The organism is Streptomyces sp. NPDC050732 (genome assembly GCF_040654255.1).
GTDB lineage: Bacteria > Actinomycetota > Actinomycetes > Streptomycetales > Streptomycetaceae > Streptomyces.
The window spans coordinates 171,082-187,290 of the sequence record NZ_JBFAHP010000006.1; the positions used below are offsets into that span (position 1 = coordinate 171,082).

14 protein-coding genes are annotated in these 16,209 nt (G+C 72.1%); 2 read left to right on the forward strand and 12 right to left on the reverse strand.

Features of this window, described 5'->3' with window-relative positions:
• Positions 1–13: 13 nt before the first annotated feature.
• From AB0H82_RS07720 to AB0H82_RS07745, 6 genes are all read right to left on the reverse strand, one after another.
• Positions 14–928 carry a diiron oxygenase gene (locus tag AB0H82_RS07720; protein ID WP_362989919.1) on the reverse strand — a complete coding sequence of 305 codons (915 nt, stop codon included), beginning with the start codon at positions 926–928 and terminating at the stop codon, positions 14–16.
• Between the two features lie 166 nt (positions 929–1,094).
• The gene (locus AB0H82_RS07725) at positions 1,095–2,297 is read right to left on the reverse strand and encodes an MFS transporter (protein ID WP_362989921.1); all 1,203 of its coding nucleotides are present in this window, start codon (positions 2,295–2,297) and stop codon (positions 1,095–1,097) included.
• The gene (locus AB0H82_RS07730) at positions 2,281–2,841 is read right to left on the reverse strand and encodes a GNAT family N-acetyltransferase (protein WP_362989923.1); all 561 of its coding nucleotides are present in this window, start codon (positions 2,839–2,841) and stop codon (positions 2,281–2,283) included. The genes AB0H82_RS07725 and AB0H82_RS07730 overlap by 17 nt, the downstream gene beginning before the upstream one ends.
• Positions 2,838–4,019: a type III PLP-dependent enzyme gene (locus AB0H82_RS07735; RefSeq protein WP_362990064.1), complete on the reverse strand. Its 1,182-nt coding sequence runs from the start codon at positions 4,017–4,019 to the stop codon at positions 2,838–2,840. The genes AB0H82_RS07730 and AB0H82_RS07735 overlap by 4 nt, the downstream gene beginning before the upstream one ends.
• Positions 4,020–4,060: 41 nt before the next feature.
• Positions 4,061–5,380, reverse strand: a complete 1,320-nt coding sequence (locus tag AB0H82_RS07740) for a DUF6271 family protein (protein ID WP_362989925.1) — start codon at positions 5,378–5,380, stop codon at positions 4,061–4,063.
• Complete coding sequence (locus AB0H82_RS07745) at positions 5,362–6,402, reverse strand: phytanoyl-CoA dioxygenase family protein (protein ID WP_362989927.1); 1,041 nt, start codon at positions 6,400–6,402, stop codon at positions 5,362–5,364. The genes AB0H82_RS07740 and AB0H82_RS07745 overlap by 19 nt, the downstream gene beginning before the upstream one ends.
• Positions 6,403–6,738: 336 nt before the next feature.
• On the opposite strand from AB0H82_RS07745, the gene AB0H82_RS07750 reads away from it, so the two are divergent.
• On the forward strand, positions 6,739–7,863 hold the full coding sequence (locus AB0H82_RS07750) for a hypothetical protein (protein WP_362989929.1): 1,125 nt from the start codon (positions 6,739–6,741) through the stop codon (positions 7,861–7,863).
• 30 nt (positions 7,864–7,893) lie between these two features.
• Here AB0H82_RS07750 and AB0H82_RS07755 read toward each other — a convergent pair whose 3' ends face one another.
• The 5 genes from AB0H82_RS07755 to AB0H82_RS07775 form a co-directional block, all read right to left on the reverse strand.
• Entirely contained in the window at positions 7,894–9,372 is a 1,479-nt protein-coding gene (locus AB0H82_RS07755; protein WP_362989931.1) for an esterase, read from the reverse strand.
• Positions 9,373–9,528: 156 nt separating this feature from the next.
• Positions 9,529–10,440 (reverse strand): glycoside hydrolase family 16 protein, encoded by a 912-nt coding sequence (locus tag AB0H82_RS07760; protein ID WP_362989933.1) that lies wholly within the window; start codon positions 10,438–10,440, stop codon positions 9,529–9,531.
• 84 nt (positions 10,441–10,524) lie between these two features.
• A complete protein-coding gene (locus AB0H82_RS07765; RefSeq protein WP_362989935.1) occupies positions 10,525–11,685 on the reverse strand; it encodes an oxygenase MpaB family protein in 1,161 nt (386 codons plus the stop codon).
• A gap of 44 nt (positions 11,686–11,729) precedes the next feature.
• Positions 11,730–12,785, reverse strand: a complete 1,056-nt coding sequence (locus AB0H82_RS07770; RefSeq protein WP_362989937.1) for a polyprenyl synthetase family protein — start codon at positions 12,783–12,785, stop codon at positions 11,730–11,732.
• Entirely contained in the window at positions 12,775–13,053 is a 279-nt protein-coding gene (locus AB0H82_RS07775) for a polyprenyl synthetase (protein WP_362989939.1), read from the reverse strand. Before AB0H82_RS07775 ends, AB0H82_RS07770 begins: the two co-directional genes overlap by 11 nt.
• A 279-nt stretch (positions 13,054–13,332) precedes the next feature.
• Here AB0H82_RS07775 and AB0H82_RS07780 point away from each other — a divergent pair, with 279 nt between their 5' ends.
• Complete coding sequence (locus tag AB0H82_RS07780; RefSeq protein ID WP_362989941.1) at positions 13,333–15,447, forward strand: choice-of-anchor A family protein; 2,115 nt, start codon at positions 13,333–13,335, stop codon at positions 15,445–15,447.
• A 22-nt stretch (positions 15,448–15,469) separates the two neighbouring features.
• On the opposite strand, the gene AB0H82_RS07785 is transcribed toward AB0H82_RS07780, so the two are convergent.
• Entirely contained in the window at positions 15,470–16,156 is a 687-nt protein-coding gene (locus AB0H82_RS07785; RefSeq protein ID WP_362989943.1) for a L,D-transpeptidase, read from the reverse strand.
• Between the last annotated feature and the right edge of the window lie 53 nt (positions 16,157–16,209).

Sequence of the window (16,209 nt, forward strand, 5' to 3'; positions counted from 1 at the left end):
GGGTCGGGTCGGCTCAGATGAGGTGGGCGCGCTTGTAGAACACCAGGGCCGGCTTGGTGAGCAGGCCGCAGGAGGCCAGGAACTCCATGAGGCCCGAACAGCTGGACCGCATCATGGACTTGTGGTGTTCGTTGGCCTTCGCCTCGGCGATCGCCCGCTCCGCGTCGAGCCCGGCGTTCGCGTACACCTCGCGGTTCACCATGCTGGTGACGATCACGTACGACGCGATGGCGATCACCAGGGCGTTGAACTCCCGGCGCACCCGGCCCGCGCCCGCGAGCCGCTTGCGCGTCTGGTCGCGGGCGAACTTCATGTGCCGCGACTCCTCGACGACATGGATGTTGTTGATGGTGCGGACGAACGGCACGACCCGCTCGTCCCGCATCCAGTCGCGCTGCATGACGTCGAGGACCTCTTCGGCGACGAGGATCGCGGCGTACGCGGCCTCGCCGAAGGCAACGGACTTGAAGACCCTGCCGAGTTCGGTGGCCCAGCGGCGCGGCCGGTAGGCGGGAGCGCCGAGCTTCTCGGCGCCGCGGGCGAACATGATGGAGTGCCGGCACTCCTCGGCGATCTCCGTGAGCGCCCACTGCACCTCGGTGCTCGTCGGGTCCTTGGCGTAGACGTCGCGCAGCACCATCTGCTGCAGGATCATCTCGAACCAGATGCCCGTGCTGGCCACCGAGGCGGCCTCCTGCCGGGTCAGCTCCTTGCGCTGCTCCTCGGTCATCTCCCGCCAGTAGGCGGTGCCGTAGAGCGTGCTCCACTCCGGGCTCGCGCCGTGGCAGTTCCGGTCCAGCGGTGTCTCCCAGTCCACCTCCGTGGCCGGGTCGTACGCCAGCACGGCGGCCGAGTCCAGCAGCCGCCGGGCGACATCGCCCTCCGGGGAGTGGTCCTGTGTGCTCGGCCGAACAGTGCTGCTTGCCATGCTGCGGCTCCTTGACTCGGACGTCCGGGCTGCGGGCGCGGCGCCCCGTCGCACGGCAGGCCGCGACCCCGTTGTTAGACGGAATGTATAACAAGGGGGTCGGGTGCGCCTACCCTCCGGTACGCAGGAGATCGGACGGAGCCGGTCCGCCCCGCAGCGGCGCAGGTCAGCCGGTCGCCGCGGGCCAGCTGATCCGTGTGCTGCACGCGGAGACGACCAGCGCGGACGCGGCGACGGCGGCGAAACCCCACACGAGACCGCTCGCGTTCGCGATGAACCCGATGAGCGGCGGCCCCGCGAGCAGGCCCGTCGTCCCCATGGCCGCGACCAGGGTCAGCGAGTCCGAACCCTGCCCCGCCGCGGCCACATAGACGCACGGGGTGACGGCCGCGATGCCGAGGCCGACACAGGCGAAGCCCAGCAGGGCGGGCACCAGGCCGCCGCTGAGCAGCGCGAGCGCCAGGCCCGCCCCGGCCAGCACGCTGCCGGTCAGGACGATGCGGCCGTCACCCCAGCGGCTGCGCCAGCCGTCGGCGAAGAGGCGGGCGACGACCATCATTCCGGAGACGACGGCGATGCCGAGGGGTGCGAGTTCGGCGGAGGCCTCGGCGACGTCCTCCAGGTAGAGGGCCGACCAGTCGTTCATGGCGCCCTCGGTCACGGTGCCGAACGCCATGGCGGCGCACATCCACAGCGTCATGCGGGACGGGACGGACCACTTGCCGCTCCTCTTCCCGACCGGCTCCTTCTCTGCCTCCTTCTCCCCCTTCTCCTTCTTCGCAGCCTCCTGTACGGCGGGCTGTTCATCGGTCAGGAGGCCTGCTCGGGACAGCGCCACCAGCAGGAGCAGGAGCGCCGCGGCCGCTCCGAAGTGCACGGCGACCGTCGAGGTCACCGCGTTCATGCCGGAGGCGAGCAGCGCGGCGAGCAGGGAGCCGCCGCTGAACGTCGCGTGCAGCCGGGCCATGGCGTTGCGCTCGTACCGGTTCTCCAGCTCGGCGCCCTGGGCGTTCATGGCGACGTTGAGGCAGCCGACGAGGACGCCGTCGACGCACATGACGAGCAGGGCCACCGGATAGTTGGGCGCCGCGGCCAGGGCGAGGAGCAGCAGGGCGAGGCAGAGCGCGGACAGGAGCGCGAGGCGCCGCGAGCCGAGGCGCCGCATCAGGACGGCCACGATGGGGAACGACACGGCCGCGCCGATGCCCGCGGCCATCAGGAGCACGCCGACCTCCGCGGCGGTCAGGCCGAGGTCCGCCTTGATGGCGGGGATCCGCGCCGCCCATGTCGCGTACTGGAAGCCGAGCGAGCAGAACAGCGCCGCGATCGCCAACTGACTTCGGTGGAAGGGATCACGCACGCGCAGCACCCGTCTCGGCCCACATTTCTGTTTCTTCCGGCGCCGGCACGTCGACCGGCACCGCCTTGGACATGTACACGGCTGTCGGGCCGTAGCCGGCCGGGGGCGGGCCCCCTCGGCGGGCGGTGAAGCCGCGGCCCGCCCAGAACGTCTCGCTGCCGCCGACGGCGACCAGGGAGATCTGCTCGTACCCGTGCGAGCGGGCGGTCGCGGTGAGGTGCTCCAGGAGGTGCCTGGCCAGGCCCCGGTGGCGCAGGTGCTCCGCGACGACGATGTCGTGCAGGTGCAGGTTGCGCGAGCGGAGCGTCGTCGTCGGCTCGGTTCCGCGCAGCTCGGGGTAGGCGGACTCCGGGTAGGGCAGGGCCAGCAGGTAGCCCGCGAGGCTTTGTTCCAGGTCCAGCGCGAAGCACGTGCCCGGTGACGCCCGCATCCGGGACTCCAGGGCGGCGCGGCCCTCCGACAGGCCGAGGGGCGCGTAGGCGCGGGACTCCAGCGCCACGATGCCGTCCCAGTCGCCGTCGGCGATGCGGCGTACCCGTATCTCCTCGGTCATGCGGCCTCTCCGTCGATCCAGGTGTACGGGAGCGGGCTGAAGCCGTTGAAGCCCTGCGTCATGTAGCTGGTGGCGTACGCGCCGCAGGAGAGGACCCAGACCGGGTCGCCGGAGGCGAGCTCCCTGGGCACCGGGACAAGGCCGTCCTCGTGGGAGTAGGCGTCGTCGCTGTCGCAGGTGGGGCCCGCGATCACGGCGGGGACGGACTCGGCGTCGGGGTGCGAGGGAAAGACCATGCGGTACTGCAACTGGTCCATCTCGTAGAGGCCGTTGAACTTGCCGCAGCTCAGGTACAGCCAGTACTGGCGCTCTCCGTCGGGTGTGCGGCGCGCGGAGAGCCGGGAGACGTGCGCGCGGATGGCGCCGTGGTCGGCGGTGAGATGGCGCCCCGGTTCGATGACGAAGCCGAGCCGGTGGCCGGGTATCCGGGCCAGGCGCGCCATGCCCTCGCGGATGACAGCGAAGATCTTGTCCAGCGGCGGGTCGAGGGGCCTGCCGTGCTTGTCGCGGTATCCGAGGGCGGGCAGCCCGCCGCCGAGGTTGACGTGGTCCAGGGAGATCCCGCGCCCGGCGAGGGCCGCGAGCACGTCGGCGATGCGGTCGAAGGCGCCGTGCCAGGCGTCGGCCGTCATCTGCTGCGAGCCGACGTGCACGGACAGACCGGCGGGCGTGAGGCCCAGCTCGCGCGCCGCCCCGAGGATGGTGAGGGCGTCCTCGGGCGAGCAGCCGTACTTGTTGCTGAGCCCCCAGAGCGCGCCTTCGCCGGTGGTGGCGAGCCTGCAGAACACCCGGCTGCCCGGGGCGTGTTCGGCGACCGCCCGCACGTCCTCCAGGCTGTCGGTGGCGAAGTCCCTGATGCCCAGCCGGAACGCGTCGGCGATGTTTCTGTCGGATTTGACGGTGTTGCCGTAGTGCATCCTGCCGATCGGCACGCCCGCCGCCAGCGCCTGCTCCACCTCCCTGGGGCTCGCCGCGTCGACTCCGGAGCCGCGCCGTGCCAGGCGGGCGAGGACCTCGTCCACCGGGCAGGCCTTCATCGCGAAGCGGACGGCCACGCCCGGGAGTTCGCGGCACAGGGTGTCGTAGCGTTCCTCGATGCCGGGAAGGTCGAAGACGATCTGGTCCTCGGCGGCGGCCGCGAGGGCGTCGAGGAGCGGGCCGCTGTCGTGCCCCGGCACCGCGCCGTACGCCTCCTGGGCCGGGTACGTCGTCGTCGCGCTCACGCGGGGTGTCCCGCCGTCAGGAGCGGCCCGGTGGCCTTGCTCGCGCGCACGAGGGCTTCCCATGCCTCGGTCAGCAGGGCGAAGTCCTCGATGTCGCCGCGCGCCTCGTCCAGCAGGCGTTCGCGGCGCGTGGTCAGGTGGCCGGCGAACTCCTCGTACCGGCCGCCGAGCCTGCGGTAGGCGGTGTCGAGGCGGTCGAGCCGCCGGATGTTCCCGGCCTGGTCGAGCCCGGTGCTCTCGCGGGCGAACCCGGCGATGACGGAGGCGCGGACGTGTCCGCGGTCGTCGAGCAGCGCGTCGCCGGCCGCGGCCATCCGGTCGTAGATGTGGTTGAAGTAGAGCATCGACAGGAAGAACTTGGCGAAGCGCGTCTGGTACGCGAGGAAACCGGCGTCGGTCCTGCGTTCCGCGGTGTAGTAGTTGACGATGTTGCGGTTGTGCAGGACGCCGGGGAGCGCGGCGTCGTGGACCAGGTGGATGAGGAAGTAGTCGCTGCCGATGGTGTCGGTGGCGGGCGGCAGCGGCACGCGCTCGTGCACGTCGTGGAAGCTGATGTTGCACATGTCGACGCGCATCGGGTCGACCAGGGTGAGCAGCGCGTGGTCGCGCTCGAACGTCTCGGAGCCCGCGCCCCGGAAGGAGTCGTCGACCAGGTCCCGCTTCTCGGCCTCGGTCCAGTGGTCGGGCGCCCAGAGGCTGACCACGTCGTAGTACACGTCGGGGTCGAGGCGGTGGATCTCGCCGATGTCGACGGAGAGTTCTCCCACGAAGGAGCTGCCGACCATGGCCACGCGCTTGTCCGCGTGGCGGGGTTCGAGAGCGCTCTCGGTGACGCCGTGCGCCGCCTCCGTGGCGGGCTTGCCCAGCGACATGAGCTCGTGGTGGACGGGGAAGACGGGTTCGCCTTCGACGGTCTGGTAGCGGCTGTCGGAGTCCCTGCGGTGGACGGACTCGCAGCCGAGCGCGGCCGCGATGAGGAAGGCGCGGTTGGTGCAGGCGCCGTAGGAGAGGCCGGCCGGGAGCATCAGGTCGAGGAGCAGCTCCGGCTTGGCGACGTCGGCCTCGCCGATCACCCGGCGCAGGAAGTCGCGCTGTGCCGCCTCGTCCAGGTGGTGCACGACGACGCGCGGCACGTCCGGCAGGGCGCGCACGGCCCGGGTGTGTTCGGCGAACGTGGCCGGGTCGGAGGAGTCAAGGATCAGCAGGTGCGCCTCGACGTCGAAGTGCGCGGCGGCATACGCCGCTTCCTCGCCGATCGCCGCGATGGTCTCGGGGCAGGCCCGGTTGGTGGGGAGCGTCAGGCAGATTCGGCGCATGCTGCTTCCCCGTTCCATGACTTGAGGCCGAGCAGCTTGGCGCCCAGGTCGTTGAGCGCGGCGGTGCCGTACCGCAGCGACTCGTGCTTGTGGGCGTCGCCGAGGAGCGTGGCGTTCCAGTCCGGTGTGGAGAGGTTGCTCCAGGAGTCGACGCGGGAGCGGCGGAGTTCGTCGTGGGTCTCCAGGGCGGGCATCATCGAGAGGTACTGGACCGCCCGGACGCCGTCCTTCGAGGTGTTGGGGGCCACGCCGTGCGCCAGCAGACCGTTCCAGATCAGCAGGTCGCCGGCTTCGAGCTCCGGTCGTACGACGGGCATCTTGTCGCGGTCGATCGCGGGGCGTATGGGGTCGCGGTCGTCGGGCTGGAGGGCCTTCCACCGGTCGAACTGCCGGAACAGCTCGGGGCAGCACTGGAAGCCGCCGTGGTCCTGGCGGGTGTCGTCCAGGGCGATGATGCCCTGCACGCGCTGGGGCAGCACGCCGAGGGTGGTGTCGACGTCCCAGTGGAGATTGATGTCGAAGCCGCGCTCGGTGGGCGCGATCAGTGAGCGGGAGCGGTTCTTGACGTTGGGCGGGTTGAGGTTGAGCCGGTCCAGGGTCACCCAGAGCTCTTCGCAGTCCCAGACGTCGACGAACGCGTCGTAGACCCGCCGGGTCTGGCGGCTGTCCCAGATCAGCTGGTGGTGGTAGGCCTCGACGAAGCCGTAGACGTGCAGCTCACGGTCCAGGTCCGAGCGGAACTCGCGCTCCTCGTACCAGGTCTCCGGGCGGCCGCGGTCCAGCCCTTGGAACTCCCAGGCGAAGTCGAGCAGGTCCTTCGCGGCCTCGGTGGGGATCGCCTGCTTCACGACGACGTAGCCGTACGTCTGCCAGAAGGCGAAGTCCTCCTCGGAGAGCACGCGCAGGGGCCGGGTCTTGCGGAGGTCGCGCAACTGGGTCTGCGCCAGGTACGTCTCACCGTCCGAGCTGAAGTACGGGACGTCGGAGGGGGCGCGATGGAGGTAGCGGTCGCTCGCTGGCATGTGGTGCTCCAAGGATCGGTTCTTCCGGCGGCAGGTCTCCACGCCGGATCACCAAAATGGACTAGACCAACTCTCCGTGTCAACAATTGAATTGGGCGCCTTGACAGCCAAAAGAGCGACATTTACCCCCAGTTCACGCGCCCGCCATATGAGGATTCGGCAAAGAAAGCGCTACCCAACTCGCCCCTACTGAGCGGTAGTTGGTCCGGACCAGGACGAAAAGACGCGCCCGTGCGCATTGACGCCGCACGGCACCCGGTTCAGGGTGTTGCACACCTCAGCGCGCCCCGAATCTCACGCACCGTGAACCCCTCCCAGCAGAGGAAGGCTCTTCTCATGCGAAGACGCGTCTTTGTCCGTGGTCTTGCCTGTGGTCTGACGGCGACCGGCACGGGGGCCGCCCTGTCCGTGCCCCTGTCCGGGACCGCCACCGCCCGCCCCGCGGCCGCTTCCGGCACCTGGCGGGAGGTCACCGCGCCCGCCGGACAGCCCGCCGCCCACCTCGTCTCCGTGGCCGCCGCCGGGCCGGGACTCGCCTGGGCCGTGGGCGAGCACGGCCGGTACGGCGGAACCCTCGGCACCCCCGTCTCCCTCAGCTGGAACGGCACCGCCTGGTCACTGGACGACCTGTCCCACCTGACGTACACGGGCGCCCTGCGCGCCGTCGCCGCCGACCCCGCGGGCGGCGCGGCCTGGGCCATCGGCACCGACACCGCGGGCCATGACCAGCTCCTCACCTGGGACGGCACGACCTGGCGCGAGGCCGGCTTCCCCGGGCGCGGCGCGGCGGGGACGCGGCTGACGGACGTCGCGGCCGGGCCCGACGGCCGGTTCTGGGTGTCGGGGCGGCACCAGGACCGTGCCGGGCTGCTGCGCGGCGACGGCACGACGTGGCGCTGGTGCGTGCCCCTGCCGGACGCGGCGGCACCGACGCCCACCGGCGTGACCGTGACGCCCGGCGGCGAGGTGTGGGTGTTCGGCGACGTCATCGCCCGCTGGGACGGCGCCTGGACGGTCGTGCCGCGCCTGCTCGGCATCCGCGGCTCGGTGACGGGACTGCTGCCGGTCGCCCACGACGACATCTGGCTGACCGGCTACGCGTACGGCCCGGGCGGACCTCCCGGCAAACCCCCCGGCATCACCTTGCAGCACTGGGACGGCACCGAGTGGGCCAACCCCGGGGCACCGTTCGGCGTCGGCCTGCTGAGCGGCATCTCGGGCGACGACCAAGGCCGCCCCGACCTGATCTCCGGCTGGGACTTCTGGGACCAGAAACGCGCCCACTACCTGCGCTGGAACGGCACGACCTGGGCGAGCGAACGCGGCCCCGGGACGCCCGGCGCCTACCTGCCGGAGGCCCTCACCCGTATCCCGGGAACGGGCGACGGCCACTGGTCGGTGGGCACGACCTCCTTCTCGCCGTACCCACCGGCCCAGCTCCGCGTGGAGCGCTTCGGATAGGGCGTGTCCGGCTGCCGCCGGGAGCGGCGGTTACTCGTCGATCGCCGCGCCGAACGCCGCTCCCGTGGCGGGTGCTCCGAGGGAGCCCGCACCGTACGTCCAGGATCCGGCGCCGGTGACGCCGCCCGAGCCCGCGGACAGGACCCACACCACGCCGTCCCCGGCGTTCTCGCCGGGCGCGGCCGCGAGGAGACCGAAGCGGCCGTCACGGTTGGGGTCCGAGAGGCGCACCTGCGCGCCCCACTTGTCGCCCTTCTCGGGCTCGCCGGGGACGTCGGCGGAGTCCTGGTCGAAGGATTTCGCGCCGCTCGCCGTCAGCCCGTTGTCCGAGCCGCGCAGCACCCAGACGGCGCCCGCGTCGGCGACCGTGCCGATGTCCTCGCCCGGCGCGCCGATCGCGACGTCCGCGTAGCCGTCGCCGTTCGTGTCCGCGACGGACAGGTCGGCGCCCCAGCCGTCACCGCGCTCGGCGACACCCGGCACGCCCTCGGCGTCCTGCGTCCACCACTTGGCCTCCTCCTTGAGGCCGTCCTCGGTTCCGTAGCGCACGCCGACCAGACCGCCGGTCATCGTCTCGCCGCCGTCGTCGGGCGAGTTGGGCTCGCCGGTCACGAGGTCGTCGTAGCCGTCGTTGTTGATGTCGCCGGAGGCCGCCGCGGGACCGCCGCGCAGGTCGTTCTTGTATGTGAGGCCGTCGGCGCCGCCCGCGAACTGCACGGACCAGCCGTGACCGGGTTCGTCCCCCTCGGTCGTACCGGAGGCGACGAGGTCGGCGTAGCCGTTCTTGTCGTAGTCACCGGTGGTCAGCGCCTTGGCGACGATCTGGCTCGCGTCGGCCGACCTGCCGAGCCGCTCGGTGGCCTGCCGGCGCAGCGGCGCCTCGCCCCGGGCCTGCGGCGCGGGGTCGTACACGAAGAGGTCCACGTTGTCCCGGTCGAGCACGGCGAGGAGGTCGCCGGGCGTGTCCGCGGTGAAGCGCGCCGCGGCGAGACCGAGGCCGAACTGCTGGCCCGCGGCGGCCTCCCCGCTCTGCAGCCAGCTGCTCGCGGAGCCGGTGAGTCCCGACTTCGAGCCCCAGAGGACGGCGACGCCACCGGCGTCCGCCCCCTCGTCGAGGTCCTCTCCGGGGATGCCGACGACCGCGTCGTCGTAGCCGTCGCCGTCCAGGTCACCGGTGGCGACGGCCTTGCCGAAGTTGTCACCCGCCTCGGCGGCGCCGGAGACACCTGCCGTCGACTGGCTGAACCGGGCGACGTTCGTGGTGCCGATGCCTCTCGTCGAGCCGTACTGGACCGTGACGAGACCGGCTCCCTTGGCCCCGCTCACCGTGGCGCCCGGGGCGCCGACCAGCACGTCCTCGTATCCGTCGCCGTTGAAGTCGCTGTTGCGGTCGTCGGCGCGGGTACCCCCAGGGGTGCCGGCATAGGCGGAGGGGGCGGCGGCGATACCGGCCCCGGTCAGCAGAAGGAACGATGCCGCGGCGAGGGCGGCCGAACGGTTCTTGCGCACGAGCGGCTCCTGTGAAGGAAGGTGGCCGGGCAGGCGCGGGGGTGTCCGGAAAGGGCCCGTTCCTTGTCCGGCGCCCTGTTCGACAGGGGATGCGGCAGAAGGGTTGTACGAGGTGACGATTCCGGTACGAGCGGATGAACTCGCGGCGCCCGCGCGTCACTTCCAGCCGTACGCGTACGCGGCCACCCACGTGATCTCCAGCTGGGCGCTGCTGCCGGGCGCCGCTCCCGGTCCTTCCAGGGCGCTCTCGTTCTGCAGGATCCAGGAGAGCGGCTCGTCCGGCACGCCTCTGGTGTCGTGTCCCGTCTCGCGCCCGTCGACGAAGAACCGCACGTGGCCGGGGGTCCACTCGGTGGAGACGGTGTGCCACTCGGTCCAGTCGGCCGCGCCCGGGTACGAGCCCTGTTCGCCTCCGCCGCAGGGGTGGTGGAAGGCGCTCAGGGAGCCGGTCCACTCGCCTTCGGGGTGGTCCATCTCGCAGCCGCCGCCGTAGTGCAGCCAGGCCGACTTGTAGCCGGGAGCCTGCTTGGTGACCTTGATGCGGGCGCTGTACTTGCCGTACTTCATCTGCATGACGGCGCGTGGTACCACCGCCGACGCGTGGACGGGCCCGCCGTCGGCGGGCCGCCACATGCGGATGCGCATGCGGCCGTCGCCGTCGGCCGCAGGACCCACGCTGACGGTGTCCTCCGGGTGGTAGACGCCGACAACGTCACGGTCCCGGTCGTTCGCCGTGTCGCGCCAGCCCGTCGGGTACGCCCACCAGTTGTCGCGGTAGGAGCCGTCGAGCCCGGCGCAGTACGCGGCGGAGGTGTCGGCGTGGTGGTCGCAGTCGCTGAACGCGCCGAGCGGCACCCGGTCGCCGTTGAAGTCCTCGGCGAGGACCTGCCAGAACGGCCCGCAGTCCCCGCGCGGCAGCGTGCTGCCCGCGGTGCGGCAGGCGTCGGCCGACAGCGGTGCTCCCCCGGCGTTCGGGACGCACAGCAGGGCGCCGAGCGACACCAAGCCGAGCGCGCCGGACACGACCGGCCGCCTGCGCCGCCGTCCCGCCGCCGCGTGTCGCCCCATCGCGCTGCCTCCGCTCCGCGGACACCCCCGAGGAGGGGCCATCCTCGTGCAGCGCGCGACGCACCGCCAGAGCCGCGGCGGCCCTCAAAGGGCCGAGGCGGGCGGCGGAGTCCACCGTCGGCCGGGCGCCACCGTGGTGGAGACGCCGTACTCCTTCTTGAGCTGTTCCGGGATGGCGTAGTGCATCACGCGTCCACGGGTGAGGGAGGAGAGCTCGAAGACGCTGACGAGGTGGCCGAGGCGGTCCAGCGCCCAGGCGCCGTACGGTGAGCGGTCCTCGATGCTCTCCAGGACGCCGAGGAGGCGGGGCACTGCCCTGACGGCGGTGTCCCACGGCGTGCGCGGCACCGCGAGCCAGTCGGCGCAGGTGTCTCCGACGAGGAAGCGGATGAGGGCGGAGACGATGGGGTCCACCAGGGTCCCCGGCACCACTTCCTCGTAGAGGTCGATGAGCTGCCGGGTCAGGTGGGCGCCCTCCTCGGAGGGGCCCATGTGGCGGAGCATGTACAGATCGAGGAACCGGCGGGCCTCGTCGAGCGTCTTGGGGACCGCGTCCTGGTCGACGCCGAGCATCGCGCCGACCACGCGCCAGGCGTAGTAGTAGGCCTCCGCGCCCTCCGTCGACATGTGGATGCCGAGGCGGTGCAGGCTGTCCAGCACGAGCAGCGAGAAGAACATCTGCCCGCCGATCAGGTCCTCCTGGCAGATCGGCGTGCCGAGGGCGGCGGTGTCCCACAGGTTCTCGCGCTTCAGGTGGTGGCGGATCGACGCGTGCAGGAGGCGCACCTTCTGGGCCGCGGGGATGAAGCGGCTGCCGCTCTCGAAGGCGCCGGGCTGCATCAGGTACACGGTGAACTGCCCGGTCTCCGCCATGCGTTTGGAGGGGTACTTCAGTCCGTGCGTGGCCGAGAGGAGCTTCGCCACGTGCGGGACGACGTAGCAGGCGGGCATGGCGGCGAAGGAGAGGGCGGTGGAGATGTGCACGTTGTTGTCGATGAAGAACAGCCGGGCCTTCTCCATCTCCCCCCAGTCCACCCAGGGCGGCGGGACGCGGGTGGCCTCCAAGTACTCCCGCGCCACGTCGGGCAGCCCGTCCGGCAGCGGGGCGCCGACGGTGGAGACGTAACGCATCAGGGTGTTGAAGGTGCCGACCTGCCCACGTTCGAAGAGCGCGGCGACGGTGGCGTCGGCGAGTTCGTCCCCGGCCCGGCGCAGGCCGTCCATCGATGCCTCGGTGCGGGTCATGGCAGGGTTCCTCGTCTTCCGTTGCGGGTCAGGACGGGTGCGGGTCAGGACGGGCGGAGCGCGGCCGAACGCGCCAGCGCGGTCAGCGCGGTGTCCGCGTGCGGGGGCACGGCCAGCTCGTGCAGGGCGTCGAGGGCTTCCTCGACCCGCGCGCCGATCATGTCCTCGATGCGGGCCGGCGCCCCGAGCCCGCGCATCACCTCGCGCACCTCTTCGAGGCTCTCGCCGCGCGGGTCACGCCGGCCGAGGAGACCGCGCAGCCGCTCCCGCTCGCCGTCGCCCGCGAGGCGCCAGGTCTCCGCGAGGAGGGCCGTGGGCCGGTGAGCGCGCACGTCGTCGGCGTTGGCCTTGCCGGTGACCTCCGGGTCCCCGAACAGGCCGAGCAGGTCGTCCCGCAGCTGGAACGCCTCGCCCAGCGGCAGCCCGTACGCGCGCAAGCCGTCGCGCAGCCGCGTCCCGGCACCGGCCAGGGACCCGCCGATGAGCAGGGGCTGCTCGACGGTGTACTTGGCGGTCTTGTAGCGGATCACCTTCAGCGACGCCTCGGTGTCCGGGACGGCTCCGGTGCGCAGGATCTCCAGGCACTCCCCCGCGATCAGCTCCCTGGCCATCACCGTCCACAGCGGTCTGGCCCGGGCCAGGTAGGCGGCGGGCAGACCGCTGGCGGCGAAGAGCTCCCCGGCCAGGGCCATCAGCAGGTCTCCCACCAGCATCGCCAGTGACCTGGCGGCGGCGTCGCGGCGGGGCCTGCCCCGTACCGCGCCGCGCAGGGCCAGGTGCGTGGTGGGCCGCCCGTGCCGCAGCGGGCTGTCGTCGATGAGGTCGTCGTGCACGACCGCCGCGGCGTGCACCAGTTCCATGGCGGCCGCCGCCCGTACCAGCGCGTCGCTGTCGGGCTGGCCCACGGCGCGCCAGCCCCAGTAGCAGAACGCGGCCCGCAGCCGCTTGCCGTCCGCGACCGACGCCTCCACCTGCTCGGCCACCGGGGCGAGGAGCGGGTCGACCGCCGCGAACCGGTCCGCCTCCTCGGCGACGAAGCGGTGCAGGACGTCGTCGACGCGGGTCTTGAAGCCGGTCGGCTCCCACCGGTCAGACGTCATCGGCGGCCCGCCTGGCCAGGGCGCGCCGGGCCAGGATCTCCAGGTGGGCCGGGGGCACCGTCGCGTACCGGTCAAGCGCCAGGCGCCCGCGGGCCGTGAGCTCGCGCTCTGCCTCCGCCGCCAGCTCGGCGGTGTCGGAGCGGCGCAGCAGCCCCCGCGCCGCCCCCAGCGCCGAACTCAACGTGCTCACCGCCAGATCGGCCAGTCCGGCCACCAGGAGCAGCGCCTGCCCGTCCGGGCCTTCGGGCCGTTCCGCTTCCCGAGTCATGCCGTCTCCCCCATCCCCTCGCGCGTCCGGGCGGCGCCGGCCGCCCTCCGTCCTGGCGAGCATCGCGCCCGAGCGGGCCCGGGGGCGGCACAACTCACGATCGAGTGATCACGTCGCTCGGCCGTGCGGATCGTGGCCCCGCGAACACACCTGCAGAGGCTGACACTCGGCCTTTGCGGTGCTCTTCGTATGAAGGCACGGATCGGTTGATCGGTCGCGGAGGGCAATCGTGCAAGCCTCCTCCACGTCGTTGTGTCCCTGTGAGGAGCTGATGTGCACGTGACCGTTCCCTCCCTCTTCCGGTCCGGAATGAGGTACCTCTGTCTCCTCGCCGTCGTGGCGGGAAGCGGCCTGCCGGCCATGCCTGCCGCCGCGCACTCCGCCGCGGGCGCCGCGGCGAAACCGCTGCCCGGCGGGCTCGGCCCGTGTGTGCCGGGCAACTGCCCCAGCGACGGCTATCCGCCGGTCAACAACGGTGGGATCCGGTACCGCGACAACGGCATCAACATGTACGTGGGCGGTGACTTCCTCGTCCGCGGGAGGGCCGCTGAGGCCGAAGGGCGCGTCGTCGTCCTCGGCGACTTCGACCAGGACAAGGTCGCCGGCGCCAGCAGCGTCTACAACATCGGCGAGGCCGGCGTCGGCTCCCGGGTGGCGCCGCCCGTCGGCGCGGACTGGCTCACCACGGGCGGCGACGTCAGGGTCGCCGACGGCGAGCGGCTGCTCGCCGAGGACGGTGTGGTGCGCCACGCCGGTGACACCACCGGCAGGATCGTCGGCACCCTGCGCAAGGACCCCGACGCAGCCGACCCCTACCGTCCGCTGCGGGACGAACTCACCGCGGCCAGCCAGTGTTACGCCCACCCCGAGGGCGGCACGCGCACGCCCACGGGAACGGCCACGCACGCGGGCGGCGAGACCCTGTTCCGCGGCGACAACACCTCCATGCTCCAGGTCTTCAATGTGGACTTCGACCTGATGGGCGGCAGCGGCGGCCAGGAGGGCATCCGCTTCGAGGGCATCCCGGACGGCGCCACGGTGCTGGTCAACATCCTCGGTACCAGGCGCACCATCAACACGTACAGCGGGACGATCGACGACAGCAGCCCGTTCAACAAGCTGCGCGGCCGCCTGCTGTGGAATTTCCCTGATGCCACCTCGGTGGAGATCAAGGGCACCGGACAGTTCCAGGGCAGTGTCCTGATCGGCGACCAGGGCTCGACGTCCACCATCAGTGTGCCGGGCGTCAACGGCCGCTTCTTCACCACGGGCTCGCTCACCCACACCAGCTCGGCGTCGGGCGGGGGCGGCCAGGAGTTCCACAACTACCCCTTCGACGGCGACCTGCCCGACTGCTCCGACGCGCCCACCTCCGGCGAGGTGAAGGTCGTCAAGACGGACGAGGACGACGGGGAGCCGCTCGCGGGCGCCGAGTTCGAGCTGTGGGAGGAGACCAACGGCGTCGACGGGCTGCAGACCCGCGGCGACGACCCGGACACCAAGGTCGGTGGTTCCTGCGTCACCGAGGCGCCGGGCGAGTGCTCCAGGACGGTGCCGCTCGGCACGTACTACTGGCGCGAGACCAAGGCCCCGCGCGACTACGACCTGCCCTCGCCGAACGTCTTCGGGCCGCTGGAGCTGACCGAGGCCAACGCCTCCGCGGGCGTGTCGGTGACGGCCACCAACGAGAAGAAGCCCACCGTCGTGGAGGGCGAGGTCGGCGTCGTCAAGAAGGACAAGGACACGGGCAGGCCGCTGCCGGGCGCGGTCTTCCAGCTGTGGCGCGAGACCAACGGCAGGCCCGGCCTGCAGCGGACGGGGTCAACCCCCGACACCCCGTCGGGCTCGCCCTGCACGACGGACGCCGCCGGCACCTGCGAGAGGGAGGTCTCCGTCGGCACGTACTACTGGGTCGAGACGAAGGCCCCCGACGGGTACGAGCTGCCGGACCCGGCGGTCTTCGGGCCCCTCGTCCTCACCGCGGCCGACGCCGCGCGGGGAGTCTCCGTGGTGGCGCTGAACAGTGTGCGTGACGAACCGGAGGACGTCGGCTCGATCACGGTCGTCAAGAAGGACAAGAAGACGGGCAGACCGCTGCCGGGCGCGGTCTTCCAGCTGTGGCGCGAGACCAACGGCAGGCCCGGTCTGCAGACCTCGGGCGCGGGCCGGGACACGCTCGCCGACGGGGGCTGTGCCACGGACGGCCGCGGCCGGTGCGCGTTCCAGGGCCTCGACCTCGGCTCGTACTACCTGCGGGAGACCGCCGTTCCCGACGGATACGTCCTGCCGTCGAAGAGGGTCAGCGGCCCGCACAGGGTGACGGCGGGCAACGCGGCCAAGGGCGTCACGGTGACGCTCACCAACGAGCGGGGCGGAGGCAAGAAGCGCAAGTGACCCCCGCCGGGCACGGGTGGCGTCAGCCGCCCGTGCCCGGCTTCGTGCCCCAGATGTAGAGGCGGTCACCCTTGAGCAGCAGGTCGTAGAGCCGCTTCGCGTCGCCCAGGGCCAGGTTCACGCAGCCGCCCGAGCCGGACGAGAAGAGGTCCGAACGGGTGCCGTGCAGGGCCTGCCCGCCGTTGAAGAACTGCGCGTACGGCATGGGCACGTGGTAGATCGTCGAGTAGTGGTAGCTCTTCTTCAGGTAGACGCGCTGCCAGCCGCGGCGGGTCTCCAGGCCGTCCCGGCCGCTGCGGATCGGCACCGGATCGAAGACCAGCCTGCGGCCCGACTGCGCCCACAGGACCTGCCGGGTCAGATCCACACACGTGACCCGGTACGGCTTCGCGGGGCAGGCCCGCCGTTGCGCGGGGTTCCGCCGGATGGAGTCGGCGACGACGAAGCGGTACGTCCGCAGGTTGGCGCTGCCGTCCGCGGGGCGGATGCCGAGCCGCTGCTGGAGCCGCCGGATGGCCGCGCAGTCGGCGGCGGACTGGCGCCCGTCGACCGGCAGCCCCAGCTCGCGTTCCAGCTCGCGCTGGTAGGGGGCGGTGCCCGCGCGGCACGCCGGTTCGACGAGGGCGGCGGGCGCGGGAGCGGCGGCCGCCCCGTGCGAAGCGGGTACGGCCAGCGACAGAGCGGCGATCGGCGAGAGGAACCAGCGCATCGCACCAGCTTCGGCCGGTCCGCCGCCGCTCCCTCCGCGACACGACCCGACCA